The 19,663-nt window shown below is 36.5% G+C and carries 18 protein-coding genes; 7 read left to right on the plus strand and 11 right to left on the minus strand.

Features of this window, described 5'->3' with window-relative positions; translation table 11 throughout:
- Positions 1-358: 358 nt before the first annotated feature.
- Positions 359-2,068, plus strand: coding sequence for an Ig-like domain-containing protein (locus HU137_RS03495; RefSeq protein ID WP_182042413.1), 1,710 nt, complete (start codon positions 359-361; stop codon positions 2,066-2,068).
- A gap of 16 nt (positions 2,069-2,084) precedes the next feature.
- Here the strand turns inward: HU137_RS03495 and glmS are convergent, their stop codons facing one another.
- Genes glmS through HU137_RS03510 form a run of 3 tightly spaced genes read right to left on the minus strand, consistent with a single transcriptional unit; the run spans position 2,085 to position 6,413 of the window.
- A complete protein-coding gene (gene glmS / locus HU137_RS03500; protein WP_182042414.1) occupies positions 2,085-3,932 on the minus strand; it encodes a glutamine--fructose-6-phosphate transaminase (isomerizing) in 1,848 nt (615 codons plus the stop codon).
- A gap of 9 nt (positions 3,933-3,941) precedes the next feature.
- Entirely contained in the window at positions 3,942-5,588 is a 1,647-nt protein-coding gene (locus HU137_RS03505; RefSeq protein ID WP_182042415.1) for a DUF4270 domain-containing protein, read from the minus strand.
- A gap of 9 nt (positions 5,589-5,597) precedes the next feature.
- The gene (locus HU137_RS03510; protein WP_182042416.1) at positions 5,598-6,413 is read right to left on the minus strand and encodes a glycogen/starch synthase; all 816 of its coding nucleotides are present in this window, start codon (positions 6,411-6,413) and stop codon (positions 5,598-5,600) included.
- 110 nt (positions 6,414-6,523) lie between these two features.
- Between HU137_RS03510 and panC the strand changes: the two genes are divergently transcribed.
- Genes panC through HU137_RS03535 form a run of 5 tightly spaced genes read left to right on the plus strand, consistent with a single transcriptional unit; the run spans position 6,524 to position 10,559 of the window.
- Entirely contained in the window at positions 6,524-7,366 is an 843-nt protein-coding gene (panC, locus tag HU137_RS03515) for a pantoate--beta-alanine ligase (RefSeq protein WP_182042417.1), read from the plus strand.
- 39 nt (positions 7,367-7,405) lie between these two features.
- On the plus strand, positions 7,406-7,756 hold the full coding sequence (panD, locus tag HU137_RS03520; protein ID WP_182042418.1) for an aspartate 1-decarboxylase: 351 nt from the start codon (positions 7,406-7,408) through the stop codon (positions 7,754-7,756).
- Complete coding sequence (locus HU137_RS03525; RefSeq protein WP_182042419.1) at positions 7,756-8,745, plus strand: lysylphosphatidylglycerol synthase transmembrane domain-containing protein; 990 nt, start codon at positions 7,756-7,758, stop codon at positions 8,743-8,745. The genes panD and HU137_RS03525 overlap by 1 nt, the downstream gene beginning before the upstream one ends.
- 20 nt (positions 8,746-8,765) lie before the next feature.
- Entirely contained in the window at positions 8,766-10,121 is a 1,356-nt protein-coding gene (gene radA / locus HU137_RS03530) for a DNA repair protein RadA (protein WP_182042420.1), read from the plus strand.
- A 45-nt stretch (positions 10,122-10,166) separates the two neighbouring features.
- Positions 10,167-10,559: an acyl-CoA thioesterase gene (locus HU137_RS03535; protein WP_182042421.1), complete on the plus strand. Its 393-nt coding sequence runs from the start codon at positions 10,167-10,169 to the stop codon at positions 10,557-10,559.
- Positions 10,560-10,803: 244 nt separating this feature from the next.
- On the opposite strand, the gene HU137_RS03540 is transcribed toward HU137_RS03535, so the two are convergent.
- Together HU137_RS03540 and HU137_RS03545 are read right to left on the minus strand one after the other, a co-directional pair.
- Positions 10,804-11,403 (minus strand): response regulator transcription factor, encoded by a 600-nt coding sequence (locus tag HU137_RS03540; RefSeq protein WP_182042422.1) that lies wholly within the window; start codon positions 11,401-11,403, stop codon positions 10,804-10,806.
- Entirely contained in the window at positions 11,384-13,243 is a 1,860-nt protein-coding gene (locus HU137_RS03545; protein ID WP_182042423.1) for a tetratricopeptide repeat-containing sensor histidine kinase, read from the minus strand. Before HU137_RS03545 ends, HU137_RS03540 begins: the two co-directional genes overlap by 20 nt.
- A 116-nt stretch (positions 13,244-13,359) precedes the next feature.
- Between HU137_RS03545 and HU137_RS03550 the strand changes: the two genes are divergently transcribed.
- A complete protein-coding gene (locus HU137_RS03550; RefSeq protein ID WP_182042424.1) occupies positions 13,360-13,698 on the plus strand; it encodes a T9SS type A sorting domain-containing protein in 339 nt (112 codons plus the stop codon).
- A gap of 195 nt (positions 13,699-13,893) precedes the next feature.
- Here the strand turns inward: HU137_RS03550 and HU137_RS03555 are convergent, their stop codons facing one another.
- The 6 genes from HU137_RS03555 to HU137_RS03580 all read right to left on the minus strand — a co-directional run bounded on the left by HU137_RS03555 (position 13,894) and on the right by HU137_RS03580 (position 19,656).
- Positions 13,894-14,502, minus strand: a complete 609-nt coding sequence (locus tag HU137_RS03555) for a DUF4254 domain-containing protein (protein ID WP_182042425.1) — start codon at positions 14,500-14,502, stop codon at positions 13,894-13,896.
- Positions 14,503-14,564: 62 nt separating this feature from the next.
- Positions 14,565-14,744, minus strand: a complete 180-nt coding sequence (gene tatA / locus HU137_RS03560) for a twin-arginine translocase TatA/TatE family subunit (RefSeq protein ID WP_182042426.1) — start codon at positions 14,742-14,744, stop codon at positions 14,565-14,567.
- 34 nt (positions 14,745-14,778) lie between these two features.
- Positions 14,779-16,386, minus strand: coding sequence for a murein hydrolase activator EnvC family protein (locus HU137_RS03565; protein ID WP_182042427.1), 1,608 nt, complete (start codon positions 16,384-16,386; stop codon positions 14,779-14,781).
- The gene (locus HU137_RS03570) at positions 16,383-17,153 is read right to left on the minus strand and encodes a DUF4292 domain-containing protein (protein ID WP_182042428.1); all 771 of its coding nucleotides are present in this window, start codon (positions 17,151-17,153) and stop codon (positions 16,383-16,385) included. The genes HU137_RS03565 and HU137_RS03570 overlap by 4 nt, the downstream gene beginning before the upstream one ends.
- A gap of 32 nt (positions 17,154-17,185) precedes the next feature.
- Positions 17,186-18,208, minus strand: coding sequence for a sugar phosphate nucleotidyltransferase (locus HU137_RS03575; RefSeq protein WP_182042429.1), 1,023 nt, complete (start codon positions 18,206-18,208; stop codon positions 17,186-17,188).
- 29 nt (positions 18,209-18,237) lie between these two features.
- Entirely contained in the window at positions 18,238-19,656 is a 1,419-nt protein-coding gene (locus tag HU137_RS03580; protein WP_182042430.1) for a lipopolysaccharide biosynthesis protein, read from the minus strand.
- Between the last annotated feature and the right edge of the window lie 7 nt (positions 19,657-19,663).

Genomic DNA, 19,663 nt, shown 5'->3' on the forward strand with positions numbered 1-19,663 from the left:
AAATAGTTGAAGGAAGCCGTCCAAATGGGCGGCTTTTTTATATCAAGAAATCCAGCATACGACAGAGAACATAACAAACTGTAATACTAGCAGATAGTTTTTCTCTTATTCATCAGTGTAAATTAGTTAAAATAGTTCCCACTTTTCGTGGAACATAGAATGGCGAAATTAATTTACCTACCCCTATACCGCCAAAGGCGGATACTATGAAAACTTAAACATCACCAAAACTCTATTCCTATGTAGTTAAAGTTATTTTTATCAAACATGTACAATTTTTGTCGTGTACTACAGCCAAGAAATTCAAATAGCTTTCCTTCAAATTCTAATTTTGATTAAATTGCAGCATATTTTCAATATGCGATTTTTACTCCCTTTTTTATGTTTATGGTTGGTCTGCTCATGCGCAAGACAAGGAACGCCTTCCGGAGGACCTAAGGACACAGAAGCACCTCAATATTTAGGATCAAACCCTGATACTTTATCCCTAAATGTTTCTACCGATCTAAAGGAAATCAAAATCGAATTTGATGAATTTGTCATCCTAAAAGACCACACCCAAAACATCGTGGTTTCACCACCTTTTGGGAGTTCAGCTACTTTCCTGCCAGTAGGATCGGCCAGTAAAACAGTAAGAATCAAATTGGAAGAACCACTTCAAGCCAATACGACCTACAACATCAATTTTGGGAATGCGATTCAGGACAACAATGAAGGAAATAAACTATCCTATTTCCAATTTGTTTTTTCAACTGGATCCTATATAGATTCACTTGAAATTACAGGAAAAGCCAGTATTCCGACGCTCAGAAAGCAATCTGAAAATCTATTGGTCGCACTTTATAAAATCGATTCTACTTATAACGACAGTTTGGTGTTGAAACAAAAACCTTTTTATATTTCAAGACTGGATACAGTTGGGAATTACAAATTGAATTATTTACGTCCCGGAAAATACCAAATGGTGGCTTTTGATGACGAAGTTCAGAACATGCAATTTGACATAGGAAAAGAAAAATTTGGCTTTATAGAAAAACCTATAGAATTATCTGAAAATCAGAATTTTAACTTAGAATTATTTGATCAAATCCCACCATATAAAGCGGAAAAAGCAGAACAAAAAGGCTATGGACATATCGTTTTCAGATTCAAAGGACAACCTGAGGAAGTTGAAATTGATCCGATTGATTTTGAGTTTTCAACATCAAAAATTTCTTATACACCCAGAAGTGATTCTTTGAATTTTTGGTTCCAACCTTCAGTTGACTCTATTGCAGAAAACGCCAAACGCATCCATTTTTCAGTTAAACATAAAGATCAGACTGATACTCTTTCAGCCGTTTATTCAAACCTGACGAAGCATTCGCTTTCATTGGATAGGAAAAGCAAATTGGATCATGCGCCGGGTAGACCCATCAATTTTACAGCCAATTATCCCATTCAAAATTTAGATTCAACTTATGTTTTGGTTCAAAAAGACAGCATTCAACTTCCTGTTAAATTGATCCCAGATGCAAAAGATGAAAATAGTTTTACGCTAGATTTCCCTATAGAACTTTCTACCAATTATCGAGTTGAACTTTTACCAAACGCAGTGACAGATTATTTTGGAAAAACCAATGATACGATTCAATTTGATGTGCGCATCAAAACCAGAAATGATTTTGGAAATCTTCTTCTAAAATTGGAAAATAAACCGGTTCATCCTTTTTGGATCCAATTGTTAAATGAAAAGGATGAAATTTTGGATGAACAATTGTCTACAGATTCTACTTTTGAATACAAATATTTACCTGCCGGAAAATATTATTTCAAAATATTAGTCGATGAGAATGAAAACGGTTTTTGGGACACAGGAGATTTCTTTTTGAAAAAACAAACGGAACCATCTTATGTATACCCATCTACCATTAATGTCCGGGTTTTATGGGACATGGACGAAACTTGGGTTTTACCTTCCTCAGTTGAAGATGTTGATAATACAATTGATCCGGATCAAAATGAATCAATCGAGGAAACAGAAGAAAATGAAAAATCCCCTTCCGAAACAGAAGAGGATTCTCTATAGATATTTTCAAATTCGATTATTCTACGGTAACTGATTTCGCCAAATTTCTTGGTTGATCTACGTTTCTGTCTAATTTAACCGCAATATAATAAGACAATAATTGCAATGGAATGGCCGCCAAAATCGGGCTAAATTCTTCTGAAGAATTTGGAATTTCGATGATATGGTCTGCTATTTTTCTAATTTCATTATCTCCTTTGTTCACCACTGCGATGATTTGACCTTTACGGGCTTTGATTTCTTGCGCATTACTGACCACTTTTTCATAATGACCTGTTTTGGTTGCAATGATCACAACCGGCATATTCTCGTCGATTAACGCAATCGGTCCATGTTTCATCTCAGCAGCAGGATAACCTTCTGCATGGATATAGGAAATTTCTTTTAGTTTTAATGCACCTTCCAGTGCGGACGGATAATTATATCCTCGTCCTAAATACAGTGCATTGGTCGCATCTTTGTATTTATCAGAAATTGCAATTACATTTTCTGCTGTAGATTCTAGTGTTTCTTCAACCAATTCCGGGATTCCATCCAATTCACTGATGAGTGCATTGAATCTTTCATTGCTTAAAGTTCCATTGTGTTTACCCAATTTGATCGCAATCAGAGACAAAACTGTCAACTGCGCTGTAAAAGCTTTGGTTGAAGCAACTCCGATTTCCGGTCCGGCATGTGTATAGGAACCTGCGTCCGTTATTCTTGCAATGGATGAGCCTACTACGTTATTGACTCCATATATAAATGCACCATTTTCTTTCGCTAATTTCAAAGCAGCAAGTGTATCGGCTGTTTCTCCGGATTGGGAAATGGCGATGACGATGTCATTTTTCTTGATGATAGGATTTCGGTAGCGGAATTCAGAGGCATATTCGACCTCTACCGGAATTCTCGCCAAATCTTCAATCAAATATTCTGCAACTAATCCGGCATGATAAGAAGTTCCACAAGCTACAATGATGATGCGTTTGGCTTTTAAAAATCTTTCTTGATGGTCCCAAACTCCGGCCATTTTGATGATTCCTTCGTCCACCAACAATCTTCCACGCATGGTATCACGGATAGATTTTGGTTGCTCATAGATTTCTTTTAGCATGAAATGATCATAACCTCCTTTTTCAATTTCTTCTAAATTCAATTGAAGTTCTTGAACAGCAAGTGTTACCGGCAAATTATCTTTGATTTTACGGATGTCTACATTTTCGCCCAATTTGATCGTGGCCATTTCACCATCATCTAGATAAACGGCTTCTTTGGTGAATTGTAAAAATGGAGAAGCATCTGAAGCGATGAAAAACTCGTTTTCTCCAATTCCGATCGCCAATGGACTTCCCAATCTTCCTACGACGATTTCATCTGGAATACTTTTGTCCAAAACGGCAATGGCATAAGCGCCAATCACTTCATTTAGTGCGTAACGAACTGCATCGGTCAAATTTAAATTTTCAGAATCTTTGAAAAACTGAATCAAATTGATCAAAACCTCTGTGTCAGTATCACTGTGAAATTCAAATCCTTTTTGAGACAATTCGGTTTTAATGGTATCATAATTTTCAATAATCCCGTTGTGTACAATTACCAAATTTCCATCATTGGATAAATGTGGATGAGAATTCACGTCATTTGGAACACCATGCGTTGCCCAACGTGTATGACCAACTCCGATGACCGCTCCATTGTTCAACGATTTTGACTTTTCTTCTAAATCAGAGACTTTTCCTTTTGTTTTGACCAGTCCGAAATCATCGTTTTCAATGATGACCAAACCGGCACTGTCATACCCTCTGTACTCCAGTCTTTTTAAACCATTGATGATAATGGGATAAGCTTCTCTATGACCTAAATATCCAACGATTCCACACATAGATTTGAATTATTTTTGGGTATAATATACTTTTAATTTCAATTTTTTATCCTGATTCTCAGAATTACTTCCGTGTAAAACCACTCTATATGGGTTAAAACTACGGTTATTAAAAAACGGATCTGTATTGCTTAAAACAGTGGTATAAGTACTGGATGGACTCAATAAGAAATTCCCAAGACTCAAAATGACAGAGCCATCTTCAAAAACCTCATTTTGTTCGACTATACTTTTGATATAATCTGTAATTCTGATGGTATACATTTTATTGTCCTCTTCATAATCATACATCGGATTAAATTGAACCGAAATCGGATAACTATTATAAAAAGTATAAACATCCGGGAAATTGATGTTTTTCCATTCATCTTCATCTCTGTAATTGTTCCAAGCAAACAAATAAGGAGGTTTTTTCAAGTTTTGACTTTCGTCTAAATAAATATTCAACTCCGCTCCAACTATGGCCCAGTCGTTATTCAAAACATTTTCACGGATTTCGTTCAATTGTTCTTGATTGATTTTAATTACAGCTTTTGTTCCATCCAATCCTGCCAAATACAATCGCGGATCTCCTTCTGTCATATTGGGATTGGTATAAGCATTCACAAATTGTGTACTGCGGTTACTGTGTTCGAACTGACTGACTTGAACATTAAACGCCGAATTTTCAGACCAAAAACTCAAGAAATTCAAACCATAACTCCCTGCTAATCTTGCTTCATAATCCGTGTCTCCATCTTCTTGTTCTTCAGGATTATCATAATGATAATGCATGACCAAAGCGAATTCAGATGAAGCCGGTCTGAAGTTGAATAGAAACCCTTGGTCCTCTGCGACACTTAATTCTATCCCTCTAAAGAAATTTCGGATAAAAGCTGCATTGTCATTTAGATCGGATGAATTCTGGTTATCTATAAATTTTTGTTTGAAATAATCTTTGTCCAATTTGATTTGAAATGCAATGGGTGGAACCGAAGCGGTTGTTTCGTTTTGTTGTTTGACTTGATAAGTAGTCAATTTATTTTTGATTTCACCCGTACCTAAAATCGTTGGGAAAACATCTATTTGATTGGTATTGGGACATTCTGCACAAGGAGCTAAATTAGCATTTGAAAAATGTTTAACATCTCTTGCACCCATGTACTCCGCCACTTCTCTCACTTGGAGATTCATGGTCATGTCCGTATTTCCATAAATTGAATCGAGTTTATAGGTTCTCGCAATTCGAATAGTTGCAGTATCAGATGGTTCTTCTCCCTCTGCTAAATACAAATAAGTTGTATCAATCTCTATATCATCTTCATCTGAGTGATGAATAATCGGAACATACAAAATAACCGAATCCATCTCTGCATTTTCACCAAAATCAGGATTGGCTCCACTCATTCTCGCTTGCGAATAAAACTTGGCTTTGGTTCGCCCAAAAACCGGTTCTTCAAACACACCTAGAACAGCATTTTGTAAAACCTGTTCATCAGAACGAATAGAGTCATTATTGGTATTGTAAGAAATTAAATCTACATATTTCACATTGGCAGTTGAACCACCGTCTACCAATCCACTTCCTACAGCTGAAACTTCATCTTCACAAGAAAAAACTGTAAATGCAGTTGTACACAAAACAATTGCGCCAACCCAATTGAAAAATCTCTTCATCAAATCTCTTTAATTTTCATTCATTAATTCTTCAGCGTAGAAGATTTTATACGCCTCACTGATTCCCTCTACCGGACAATATTCCATAACGGGAATGTTTTCGGATTGCAAATATTTGTTGATAGCCTCCGGAATAAATTCCTCGCCCTTTACCGCTGCATCCGCATAACGAAGCGCCGAAAGGTTCATGGCCTCAAAATCAGGTTTTTGTAAATAATCTGAAATAGCTCCATCGATTCCATCAAAAGACAGTTTTTTAGAAATTTCAGCATTTAATTCTCCTTCAAATGAATTATCAAACAAAGAAACCACCACCTTAGCTTCGTTAAAAAATGAATCCTCGGCATAATATTCTTTCACATAAGCCGGAACCATACTGGACATCCATCCTAAAACGTGCACCACATCTGGTTTCCAGTTTAGTTTTTTCACCGTTTCCAAAACTCCTTTTGCAAAGAAAATGGCTCGTTCGTCATTGTCATCAAACATCTTCCCCTCTTTGTCAGTGTAAACAGATTTTCTTTTAAAATACTCTTCGTTATCTATAAAGTAAACCTGCAAACGCTCACTGGGAACAGACGCTACTTTTATGATCAATGGCTGATCCATATCATTGATGATCAAATTCATTCCTGATAACCGAATAACTTCATGCAACTGATGCCTTCTCTCGTTGATCACCCCAAACCTCGGCATGAAAATGCGTACATCAGCTCCTTTATCGCTCATGGCTTTAGGAATCCTTAACGACTGCAAAGACATCGGGGTTTCAGGAAAGTAAGGAATCATTTCTGTAGTTACATACAATATGCGCTTTCCATCCATTTTCTAACTCATTAATTACTTGAAATAGTGCACAAAGATACGAATTTTCTACGAGATGTGAACCACATATCTTACTTTTGCCTTGTTTTTGATTAATTTAACACGGATTAATGATAATTTTAAGAGAATCAATAGAAATAAAAAATTGGGTCGAATCCCAAAGAAATTCAGGTCAAACGATTGGGTTTGCACCTACTATGGGCGCACTACACCAAGGCCATATTTCTCTCGTAAACCAATCCAAACAAGAAAACGACCTTACGATTGTCAGTATATTTGTCAACCCAACCCAATTCAATAATCTTCAGGATCTCAAAAAATATCCTAGAACTGAAAAAAAAGACGCAGAAATGCTTGAAGAAGCAGGCGTTGACGTCTTATTTCTTCCTACCGTTGAAGAAATGTATCCGCAGGAAACTGAATCCCAGCCCTTTGATTTTGAAGGATTGGAAAATCAAATGGAAGGGAAGTTTCGTCCGGGGCATTTTGATGGAGTGGCAACTATCGTCCGTAAATTCTTCGAAATCATCCAACCCAATCGAGCCTATTTCGGAGAAAAAGACTTTCAACAACTCCGCATTATAGAAGAATTAGCCTTAAAAATCCCTTTCAACATCGAAATTATCCCTGTTGAAATCATGCGCGAATTGGATGGATTGGCGATGAGTTCCAGAAACGTTAGACTGTCAGAAGAAATGAGACTAGAAGCACCAAAAATCTATCGGATACTGAAAAATGCCAAACGTTATTTCGAAGACAATTCCATAGAGGCTACTGAAAAATTTGTCATGGAAGCTTTTGCTCAAACCAAATTAAAGTTGGAATACTTTGAAATTGCGGATGAAAAAACCCTTATTTCAATGACAGAAAAATCAAAAGATAAAAAACCCAGGGCTTTCGTAGCTGCATTTGCAGACGAAATCAGGCTGATCGATAACTTAGGATTATATTAATACTCCTTTATCATAAAACTCCTTACCTTTGCCGACGTTATGATGATACAAATAGTCCGATCCAAAATTCACCGTGTAAAAGTTACCGGAGCCGAGTTAAATTACATAGGCAGCATCACCATCGATGAAGATCTTCTGGAAGCCGCCAACATGATCATAGGAGAACGCGTGCAGATTGTAAACATTCAAAATGGACAACGTTTTGAAACCTATACCATTCCCGGAAAAAGAGGTTCAGGAGAGATTACTTTAAATGGTCCGGCAGCTCGGTTGGTTCAAGTTGGTGACACCATCATCATCATTGGATATGGCCTGGCCTCAATTGAAGAAGCCAAAACCTTTCAACCTACCATCATCTTTCCAAACGAAGAAACCAATCGCCTGGATTGATGAAATCCAAAATCACCAATTTAATTCTAACCATTTTAGCTATAGGCTTGGCTGCTTTTTTTATTGTCCTAACTTTAAAACAAACAGACTTTGAGGTACTCAAATCAGCAGCAAAAAGAGCGAATTATTTTTGGTTCATCCTATCCATGGCCATCAGTATTTTTTCCTATTGGCTAAGGGCCGCCCGATGGAAATTATTGTTAAAACCTTTGGGACACGACATCGAAGTAAAAAGTGCATTTTGGTCCGTTTCGCTTGGCTATTTTATGAATTTGGTGATTCCAAGAAGCGGAGAAATCTCTCGTGCAACTTCACTTTACAAAATGGAAAAAGTTCCTGCCGATAAATCATTGGGTACCATCGTTTTTGAAAGGGTGATTGATGTGTTTTTCTTATTGTTATTTTTATGTCTAACTTTTCTTTTCAATGCCCAAACACTTGCTTCATTTCTCTCCTTTAGTGAAAAACCATCATTAGGAAAATATGCCTTTATAATGGGAATAGCTATCCTTTTATTCATCGTCATTTTGGCATTCAGAAAAAAACTAAAAGGATTTTCCATTTACCGAAGAATTGAATTATTTCTACTCGGAATATGGGAAGGTTTTAAATCCATTTTACATTTAAAAGAACGCGGAAAGTTCATTGCTTATTCCTTCGGAATTTGGTTTTGTTATTTTTTGATGACCTATTTGGTTTTATTTGCATTTCCTGAAACCTCTCATTATGGATTGGGAGAAGGATTTTTCTTAATTGTTGCCGGAGCTTTAGGGATGATTATGCCGGCGGTCGGCGGTTTGGGATATCCTTATGCCATGAGTTTGGCTTTTTCTGCGATTTATTTGTCACAAGGAAATTCGGCTGATGAAGGAAAAATGGTCGGAAATTATTTCGGATTGATGTTGTATTTTGCCCAAATTATTTCGATTATCATTTTTGGAATGCTTTCCTTTTATTTCATCGCAAAAATTGATAGGAAAAAAGATTAATTTTGAGCAAACGAAATGAAATGCCCAAAACAAAAACTTCCTTTTTCTGTCAAAACTGCGGCACCCAATTCAGCCAATGGATGGGACAATGCAAAGCCTGCGGCGAATGGAACACAATTGTAGAAGAAATCATCGACAAAGGCGAAGAAAAAAAAGCTTGGAAATCAGATGATTCCAAAAAGGTTTCAATCCAAAATATTAAAGATGTTTCTGAGGTTGGAGAAATCAGAATCGATACAAAAAACGATGAATTGAATCGAGTTTTAGGTGGTGGGATCGTCAATGGTTCGGTAACTTTAATCGGTGGCGAGCCGGGAATCGGGAAATCGACATTGATGTTGCAAATCGCCCTACATCTACCATCTGTAAAGGTTTTGTATGTTTCAGGAGAAGAATCGGCTTCGCAAATTAAATTACGAGCGGAAAGAATCGGAATTCAGTCTGAACAATGTTTCATCCTGACGGAAACCAATACCCAAAAAATATTCAAACACGCACAAGAAATCCTTCCTGAATTGATCGTCATCGATTCGATTCAGACTTTGCATACCCAATTTGTGGAATCATCGCCGGGCAGTATTTCCCAAATCAGAGAAACGACTTCTGAACTGATCAAATATGCAAAAGAAACCGGTGTTCCTATCGTTTTAATCGGACACATCACCAAAGAAGGCGTCATCGCCGGACCGAAAATCCTGGAACACATGGTCGATGTGGTTCTACAATTTGAAGGCGATCGGAATCACATTTATCGATTGTTGCGCGCCAACAAAAACCGATTTGGTTCTACGTCCGAATTGGGGATTTACGAAATGCAGGGAAGTGGACTCAGAGAAGTTAAAAATCCGTCTGAAGTTTTGATTTCAAAAAAAGATGAACCGTTGAGTGGAAATGCAATTGCGGCGACTTTGGAAGGAATTCGCCCGATGTTGATTGAAATTCAGGCATTGGTGAGCTCGGCGGTTTATGGAACGCCGCAGCGCTCTGCGACCGGATTTGACACAAAACGATTGAATATGCTTTTGGCAGTTTTGGAAAAACGCGCCGGATTTCAATTGGGTGCAAAAGATGTTTTTCTGAACATTACAGGCGGAATCCGAGTGGATGATCCGGCGATTGATTTGGCGGTGATTTCTGCAATTTTATCATCGAGTATGGATGTGGCTTTACCGGACAATTGTTGTTTTGCGGGCGAAGTCGGACTAAGTGGAGAAATCAGAGCGGTAAATCGTGTAGAACAAAGGATTCTGGAAGCAGAAAAGTTGGGATACGATGTGATTTTCATTTCGAAGTACAATAAAATCAAAACTTCTGATTATCAAATCCGAGTGGAATTGGTTTCAAAAGTTGGAGATTTGGTAAGGATTTTGTTTTAGAGCATGATTTCAAAATCGGATTTCGAACAACCAAAAAAATTAAATATGCGCTTTCACACCAGAAAATGGGTAAAACCTGAAGATTTAAATCCAAATAAAACTTTGTTTGGAGGGACTTTGTTAGCATGGATTGATGAAGAAGCGGCTTTGTATTCCATCATCCAGTTAGAAAGTCCACATGTGGTCACCAAATACATTTCGGAAATCAATTTCATGAGTTCTGCTAGACAAGGCGACATCGTGGAAATCGGAATCGAGGTAGTGAAATTTGGAAAGAGTTCATTGGTTTTAAAATGTGAAGTCCGCAATAAGATGACGCATGAAACCATCATCACTGTTGACAATATCACGATGGTAAATTTGGATGAAAATGGAAAACCAAAACCACATGGGAAAACGGAAATTGAATTTGTAAAAGACCGTTTAGCAAAAGGTTAATTCTAAAGCAGTTGGATTTAAGGAATTGACTTAATTGATTCACTATAAGACAAATACCAATAAACATGAAGTTAATTAAGAAATGAATTGAATCAAAAAGTTTAGAAAGGTATCATAAATGATTAAAGTTTTCTATTCTTACATCAACTTGTTGATTTCTTAAAAGACCTTAATAATTTGAAATAATCCGAATCGACTTAACGCTTAATGTTTTAATATATTGAGTTCAGCTTAATTTTAAGAATTAATTCATGATAATTCCCAGGTGCATGGCTTTTTTGATCAATTCGGAAATGGTTTTGACATCGAGTTTGAGGTAGATATTTTTTTTGTGGGTTTCTACTGTGTAATAACTTAAAAAAAACTTCTCGGCGATTTGTTCGGAAGAAAGTCCATTCCCAATTTCAATTACAATTTCTCTTTCCCTTTTTGATAAATTATGGTAATTTCCGGTGGAAGAAGCATATTGACTTTTTGGTTTTTGTTGGAGAATTTTCTTGACGGATTCCAGTATCGTTTTACTGGAAGATTCTTTTAAAATGTAGCCATCTATATCGTCTTCACTGATCAAATCCGTTTTGTACATACTGAGCACCATGATTTTAATTTTCGGGTGAAGTGCTCTTATTTTTTGGACGAATTCGGCGCCGTTCATTTCGGGCATGGCAACATCTGTAATGACCAAATCCACCGGCTTTTTCTCCATTAACTCCAATGCTTTTTTTGCGGAGTTTTGTACAAATTCGATTTTAAAATTTTCTTCTGAACTCAATAGTTTTTCTAAACCATCCAAAATCATTTGGTGGTCATCGACAATTCCTATCCTAACTGTTTCCTTTTCCATCCTGGGGGATTTCGATTATAAAAGTTGAACCTCTTCCTATTGCTGAATCTATAAAAAGACTGCCATTTAATGATTGAACCCGTTTGTATAGATTTGAAATTCCCATTCCTTTTTTTACTTTTTCTACATCAAACCCTTTCCCATCATCATCTACGATAATTCTGTACATCGTATCAAAAGTGCAGTCTATGTTTATATTTTCGGCTTCGGCATATTTTAAGCAGTTGGATAGTATTTCCTGAATAGTTCTGTATAAATAATGTTTTGCAACACCATCGATTTCCTGAAATTTTGATTCCGGAAAAATATTCAGATGAATTTCGCCAGTAAAATAAAACCTATAGTCTTTTACCAATTGAAGCAATAAATGTACAAAATTTATTTTATCTCTATTATTTTCATTGAGTTCATGGGAAATGACACGAATTTCTTTGGCAGTTTCTTGTAATTGGTTGATGCACTCTTCCAATTCAGGATCTTTTATCGAAGTTGTGTTCAATTGATCCATTTTGATTTTAATCGCCGAAAGCCGGCCTCCCACACCATCATGAAGCTCTGTTGCGATTCTTTTCCGTTCCAAATTTTGACCTTCCAATAAATTTTTGGTACGGGTCGTTTCAATTTCCTTTTCAAATATCAATTTTTCTTGTACTGAAATGGTTTCTTGGTATTTCATGCGTTTCCGATAAAATATCGCTAAAATTAATAAAGAAATGATTGCCAAAAAGGAACCGGTAAAAATGAGTTGGTTCTGACCTTTTTGGATTTGTTTTTCTTTGTTCAATAACTGAATTTGGTTGTTTTTGCGCTCAACATCAAATTTGGTTTGGGCTTCATGAAATTGTTTGTTTTTTTCGACACTGAAAATACTGTCTTGAAGTTTGTGCTGAGTTTTTTCAAAACCATAAGCCTCTTTATAATTCCCTAATTTAGAATGAACACGGGAAAGACTTTTATAAAGCTCAATCGCATAATCGTTTTTGAATCCTTTCCTTAAAACCTCATTGGCTTGATTGTAATAAAAAAGTGCTTGTTGAAGATTTGACTCAGCCTGTTCATAGTATTTTCCAAAGTAAAAATAACTGAAAAACTCTGCCTCCAGATTCCCAATCGCTTTGCTTAATTTTAAAGATTCTTCTAAATATTCAAAAGATTTTTGATAGTCGTCTTTTGATTTGAAATTTAAATAGGTAGAAACCAAATTGAGTTGGCTCATGATTTGCCCATAAATACTATGGTTTTCTTTTTGGATCTGAAGGGATTTGTTGAGATAAAATTCGGTGCTGTCTTTATTGGTTTTCATATAAGAAACAGCCAAATTATTATAAACGATATCAAGATGTTTCCTTTCATCATCTCTTTCTCCTATTTTTTGGGCTTGATGATAATAGTTCCTTGCGCTCAGCGTATCACTTTGTAAAATATAGAGATCCGCTAGATTGGACAAAACAGCAATGGTATTGTCATTGAGTTCTTCTTTTCCTTCCGAAATTTTTAAGGATTTATGGTAATTGACCAATGCGTTTTTTACGTCATTTTCAACCGCATAAATTTGACCGATTTGGTTATATGCTTTACTCAGCACATTGAAATCCTGAGCAACATTAGCATAACGAATGGCTTGTTTGAAATAATCATGGGCCGTTCTGAAATCATTTTTGATGTAATGGGTATATCCCATCCCATAAGCGATGCGGGCATTCCAATTTTCATCCTCCAATTGCTGATTGAGTTTTTTGGCTTTTGCCAAATACAACAATGCCGAGTCCGGTTTTACCTCAACATTTTCCCTGTATTTCTGATAATGATATTCAATATCGCCCTCTTTGATTTGACTCAAAATCAAAAAAGGGGCTAAAATTAACGATAAAATCAATAAATTTCTCATCAATGGGGTAAAAATACCAAAATCTTGGTAGGTAATAATTATAAAAGACTAAATAACTTTGTCTCATTATGAAACACACACTTTTTATATTTTTATTTGCATTTGCATTTGGCTTTGCAGCAGCTCAATTGAACAACGGAATCCGCATAGGTGCCGGAAGCAGTGGGAAAACTTTCTCGCCAGAATTCTCTTCAATTTCTACCAATGAAATCGAAATAAAGTCTGATGGAGAGAGAATCTCAGGATTGGAAATTTTTGATGTAGAAGGTGGATTAGTAGGCGCAGCCACTATTGCTCAAGAAGAAAAGACATCAATCAATATAAACGGACTTCAACAGGGAATTTATCATGTTGTCGTTATTTCAGAAAGCGGTCAAGAACAGTTTAACACATTTTCGAAGGATTAATTAATTTTTAATTATTCTATAATTTACAAGTTTTATTATAACATTTCGGGGATCGAAATTTTAGGTGAGAATAAACATTTAGATCCTCATTGGAAGAAATCTTCAGTTGTAGAAGAGATTAGTTTAGGTAGCACTACATTGTAGTAAAAAAGCAAGTGTAACAACTTGCTTTTTTTTATTTCAATCAGAATTCTTTTATTTCTTTCCTCGCAAAACAGGATTTAATTCTTCATCATTATACATTTTCATCTGTTTGTAGACTTTCATGTACTTTTTCCCTGAAGCGATATCTTGAATCAATTCTTCTATGGCCGTGGAAAGGTCTTGATGTTGTTCCAACAACGTATTTAATTTGGTTTGACATTGAGAAATATGTTCAGATGAAGCATCTGTACGATTGGCTTCTTCTCGCATATGATAAATCTTTAACGCCAAAATTGAAAAACGATCAACTGCCCAAGCAGGACTTTCCGTATTGATTTTCGCACCTGAAGCAACTTGCACATCAGCATATTTCTGCAAGAACCAACTGTCTATGTATTCCACCATATCCGTCCGCTCCTGATTGGATTGATCTATCCATCTTTTGATACGAAGCGCTTCAACCGGATCAATTTCTGGATCGCGGATGATGTCTTCCAAATGCCACTGAACCGTATCGATCCAATTCTTTTTGTACAACAAATGTGCGATCAAATCACTTTCATCATAAGGATTCTGAATTTCTGCATTCACATCATTGGAAACATGATAATCTGCAATGCTCCTGTTAAAAATCTCCCAAGCTTTTTCTGTAAAGTTCATATATGGAAATAAAAAGAAAGGTAGAAATCTCTACCTTTTTGTTTGAATAATTATGCTAAATCTTACTGTGGGCTATCGGTTTTATTTTCCGCCTTTTTCCCTTCTTCATCTTTCGTCGCATCCTTGAATTCTTTGATGCCGGAACCCAATCCTCTCATCAATTCAGGAATTTTTCTGCCTCCAAATAAAAGTAGAATTACTAAAACGATAATCAGTATTTCCCATCCACCTAATTTTCCCATGACTAATATTTTAATGGTACAAATTTACTTATTTTTAATTAGCTCCAAGCCAAGATTCCGGATTTTGTTTATCTGAACCATTTCTCACCTGAAAATTCAAAATCGTATTTCCGGTTTCATCTGTATAAATCCTCCCTAAATCCTGTCCACGCTTTACTTTATCTCCTTTTTTTACGGACACAAAAGATAAATTATTATAAACTGTATAATAATTCCCATGTCGCAACAAAACGGTTCTATTTCCTCCCGGTATCGCGATAACTTGTGAAACCTCTCCTTCAAAAACCGCACGAGCATTCACGCCTTTATTGGTCGCGATGTCGACGCCATCATTTGTAACCGGCAATCCTAAAATAGGGTGTGTCCCGGGACCAAATTTACCTACAATTTGCCCTCTGCTTACCGGCCAAGGCAATCTTCCTCTGTTGCTGGCAAACTCGCCCGATAATTCGGCCGAATTACTCTTCGTCTCATATACTTTTGTGACCACATCCGGCTTCGGATTTTCCACCGGCTTTGGTTTCTCCACTTCTTTTACCACTACTTCTTCCACAGGTTTATTTGCAGCCAATGCTTCTCTTTCCGCTTTTTCTTTGGCCAATCGCGCCTCTTCTTCAGCAGCTTCAAATTTAGAAATTTCGGTTCTAGCGGTAGAAGCAAACTGACCTTGTGGGAAGTTTTTTAAATAAGTTTGATAAGCTGACTTTGTGTGATTCCCACGAGCCGTCTGCCAACCTTTATTGTCCGCCTCAAGAAGTTGTATGTTTTTTCGTGCAGAATTGGAATAATCTCCGTTGGGCCATTCATTCAAATAAGTTTGGAATGATGCAATCGTATTGGTTTTTGCTGCTGCGTCCCAAGCTTTTTTATCTTTTTCGGCTCTGATTTTAGCCAACCGTATTTCTTCCTCGATGATGTTCTTGATTTCAGCATCGATTTGTCTTTGTTCTTTTTGTTTGGCGGCAATTTGATTGGAAATCACACCCGCGTTTTTCTTGAATTCCTCTATAACTTTTTGCTTCGCAATTTTTTCATTTTCCAATTCATCTACCACAACTGATTGTTGTGCCAATACGGCTTCTTTTTCTTGTTTCGACTTTTCACGCGCCGCTTTTTCACGTTCGATATCTTTGGTTTTGGCCAAAATTTCATCCGCTTTACCTAATTGGTATTCGGAATATTTCTCCAAATATTTGATGCGTCGGAAAGCTTGCGTCAAACTCTCTGATGAAAGCACAAATAACAATTTGTTTTCGACCGATTTGTTTTTATAGGCTTTGACCAAAATCTCTTTGTACTCTTTTCTCAACTCGACCAACTCCCGACTTAATTTATTGATTTCCAATTGCGTCAAGTAGATTTCGTCTTCGATATATCTTTTCTCTTTGGCAAGTCCATTGACCAATTTGGTCTGAGCAGTAATTTTACTGGAGAGATTTTGAACATAGAGCAACGAGGTTTTGGACTCGCTTTGGTTGCGTTGTAAATCTTTGTTCAACTGCGAAATGTCCTTTTTTAATGCGCTGTTTTGTTTCTGTAATCTCTCTTTTTGCTCTTTTAATTCTTGCTCGGTTATCTGCCCAGCTGCAATTCCGGCAAAAATAAAAGTGAACAAAAAAGTGAAAAACAGTTGTTTTCTCATTTTAGCAATTTGTTGGGTTCGTAACCGGAAGGGATTTCAAAAGGTGTTTGGCTTTCTTCAAAAGTAAAATTATTGTATTCCAAGTCTACTTTTTGCGTTTTTTTATCTTTTACCAAAACTTTAACAGTTTTAGGAAAAAACTGCGTTCCTACCTTTTGCCAGTCAGCATATGCGATGTTCAATTCCATTTTTGATTTTGGATCTTTTAAATAGGCATTTTTCAACCGAAACTCCGAATCAAAATTATAAATCTGGAAATACTTTCCTTCCTTTGGATTCTGAAGTATTTCTTCGTTCTTTTCATAGCGCAGAACATATTCATTACCCACAACTTCTGATTCAAAATCCGCAGCTTTCATGTCTACAAAAATTTGTCCCAACAAAAGATTTTGCAGTTTTTCATAATCGATGAAATTGACTTTCAACAAATTATTGAAATAAGAAAAATCCCCATCTATATAGGTCCTGTCCAATTTTTCATAAGCCTGAAATCCGTCTGGGGTAATGAGTGCTCTTGCAGCATTGATCCCAAATTTGGAAACATTGACCCATATCTTTTTTCCATCCTGGATGTAGATTTTTCCGTTTAGTCCAACTGAAGTATCGTCAATGTCTGCATTGATTTTTGATGAAATCGTCAAATGCACAAACTTTGGTTTTTGCGCCATTGCAGTTTTGATGATTCCAGCTGTTTTTAAATCTTCTACACTTCCGGCTGAAACACTCTTTTGTGTGCTACAAGAAGCCACCACAAAAAGAATAACCATCAAAAACCCAATTTTTCTTTTACCTAAATTCACTAATCCTTATTTTTAAAATCCAGCACAGAATAATCTCCCAAACTGATGTTACGCGAAACGCCGTAATATTCGGCATGATTCCCGATCATGGAACCTGTCAAATTCCCATGTTCTATGAGACATTTTTCCTGAATTAAACTATTGTCTATGTTGCTATTTACAACTTTTGTGCCGTTGCCTAACGAAACATAAGGGCCGATTTTTGAGTTTTCAATCACGACATTTTCACCTATAAAACAAGGTGGAATGATCAAAGAATTGGTGATTTTAGCAGAATTTGGAATATCAGCGAATTCTTCTTTTTCAAAAGCCAAAATTTTTCCGTTGGTTTGAACGGTAACCGATTTATTTCCACAATCCATCCATTCGTCCACCGGACCCAATGTGAATTTATTTCCTTTTGCACGCATGTTTTCCAGCGCATCGGTCAGTTGGTATTCGCCACCATTTCCACGGATATTATTTTCCATGATATGTTGGATTTCGCTACGCAAATTCTCCCCATCTTTGAAAAAATAAATTCCAATGATTGCCAAATCAGAAACAAATTGCTTAGGTTTTTCTACGAAATCTTCAATCACGCCATAAGCATCCAATTTCACCACACCAAAGGCACTTGGGTCATCTACTTTCTTTACCCAAACCACTCCGTCCGAATTCGTATCCAAATGGAAATTGGCCCTGAACAAAGTGTCTGCAAATGCCACCACAACAGGACCTGAAAGAGAATCTTTGGCCATCCAAATCGCATGTGCAGTTCCTAGCGGTTCATCTTGATGATAAATCGTCCCTTTTGCGCCCAATTTCTCCGCGATTTCCAAAAGTTGCGCTTCGACTTCCACTCCAAAATCTCCAATGATAAAGGCGATTTCATCAATTTTCTGATCAGAAAGTTTGGTGATATCTTCCGCCAAACGCTGAACAATCGGTTTTCCACCGATTGGAATAAGTGGTTTTGGAACGGTCAATGTATGTGGTCGTAATCGGGAACCTCTTCCCGCCATAGGTATGATTATCTTCATCTTTTATTTGATTTGCTAAATAGTTGATTTTATTTTTTCTCTAATTTTAAACTCGATTTTTCAATAAAAATTGCGAGCGCAATATAAATCATTACGCATAAATTCCCTACCCAAAAATTGTTATCCAAAACATTATAAGCCAATATCCCCAATCCTATACTCAAAATCATGTAGAATAGAATTTTTCTCGATTTATAGGGAATCTTATAACTTTTTTGCCCCCAAAAATAAGAAATCACCATCATGCTTCCATATGCAATAAGCGTAGCCCAAGCCGACGCCATGAATCCTATTATCGGAATTAAAATTAAATTCAAAACGATGGTCAAACCTGCTCCAATCCATGAAACCACAGTCCCAACATAGGTTTTATCGGTGACTTTGTACCAAGTCGATAAATTATAATAAATACCAAAGAAAAAGTTGGCAATCACGATAATCGGGACAATTTTTATCGCTACCCAATACTCTTCATTTCGTATCAAAAGTGATTTGATCCATGATAAATTTCCGATCAAAGCCACCACTGCAAATCCGCAAAAAATCACAAAATAAAGCATAATGTCCGCATAGGTTTTCTTGGCATTTTCTTCCTGTGCTTTTTTGAAAAAGAACGGCTCGATTCCAAGTCGGTAAGCCGTCACCATCAGAATCATCAAAGTAGCAATTTTATAACATCCGGCATAAGCTCCCGCTTCTTCATCACTGATCATACCTCTTAGCACCAATTTATCCAAATTCTCATTGGTCGTAAACGCCAATCCCGCCAACATGATCGGAAATGCATAGCGGAACATGGTTTTAAACAAATCCCAATTGAAATAAAAACGAACTTGTTTGAGGATGGGCGATAACAATAATATTCCGGAAAAAGCCGCAATCACATTGGCTACAAACGGATAGGAAACTTTTTCTGTCAATCCAATTTTTTGAAGGATATTTTCAGGAACCAAATAGAAAAATGCCAAAATGATCAGCGTCTGAAAAACACCTTGGAATACTTTAATCGCCGAATATTTAATCGGTTTATTGGTAAAGCGCAAAAATGCAAAAGGCACCATGCAAATCGCATCAAAAAATGCAACCCAAGCAAAATAATTCAGGTATTCCGGATGGTTTTGATAATCAAATAATTTGGCGATCGGAACATTGAAAATATGCATCCCGATTAAAAAAACCAAAGCATTTACAAATACAAACCAAAAGGAGGTGTGAAATACTTTTCCAGACAAATTTTTATCGGCCGAATACCGAAAATACGCAGTCTCAAATCCGCAAGTCAAAACAATATTGACAAAAGCGACCAATGCATACAACTGTGCAAACATGGCGAATTCTTCTGTATCAATTTTGTCGGTATAAAGTGGAATCAACGCAAAATTGATCAATCTTGGTAAAATTGAGCCAATTCCATAAATGACCGTTTCGCTTAAAAGTTTTTTATACAATCCTTTG

It is taken from the genome of Moheibacter lacus (assembly GCF_014042165.1).
In the GTDB taxonomy this organism is placed as follows: domain Bacteria; phylum Bacteroidota; class Bacteroidia; order Flavobacteriales; family Weeksellaceae; genus Moheibacter; species Moheibacter lacus.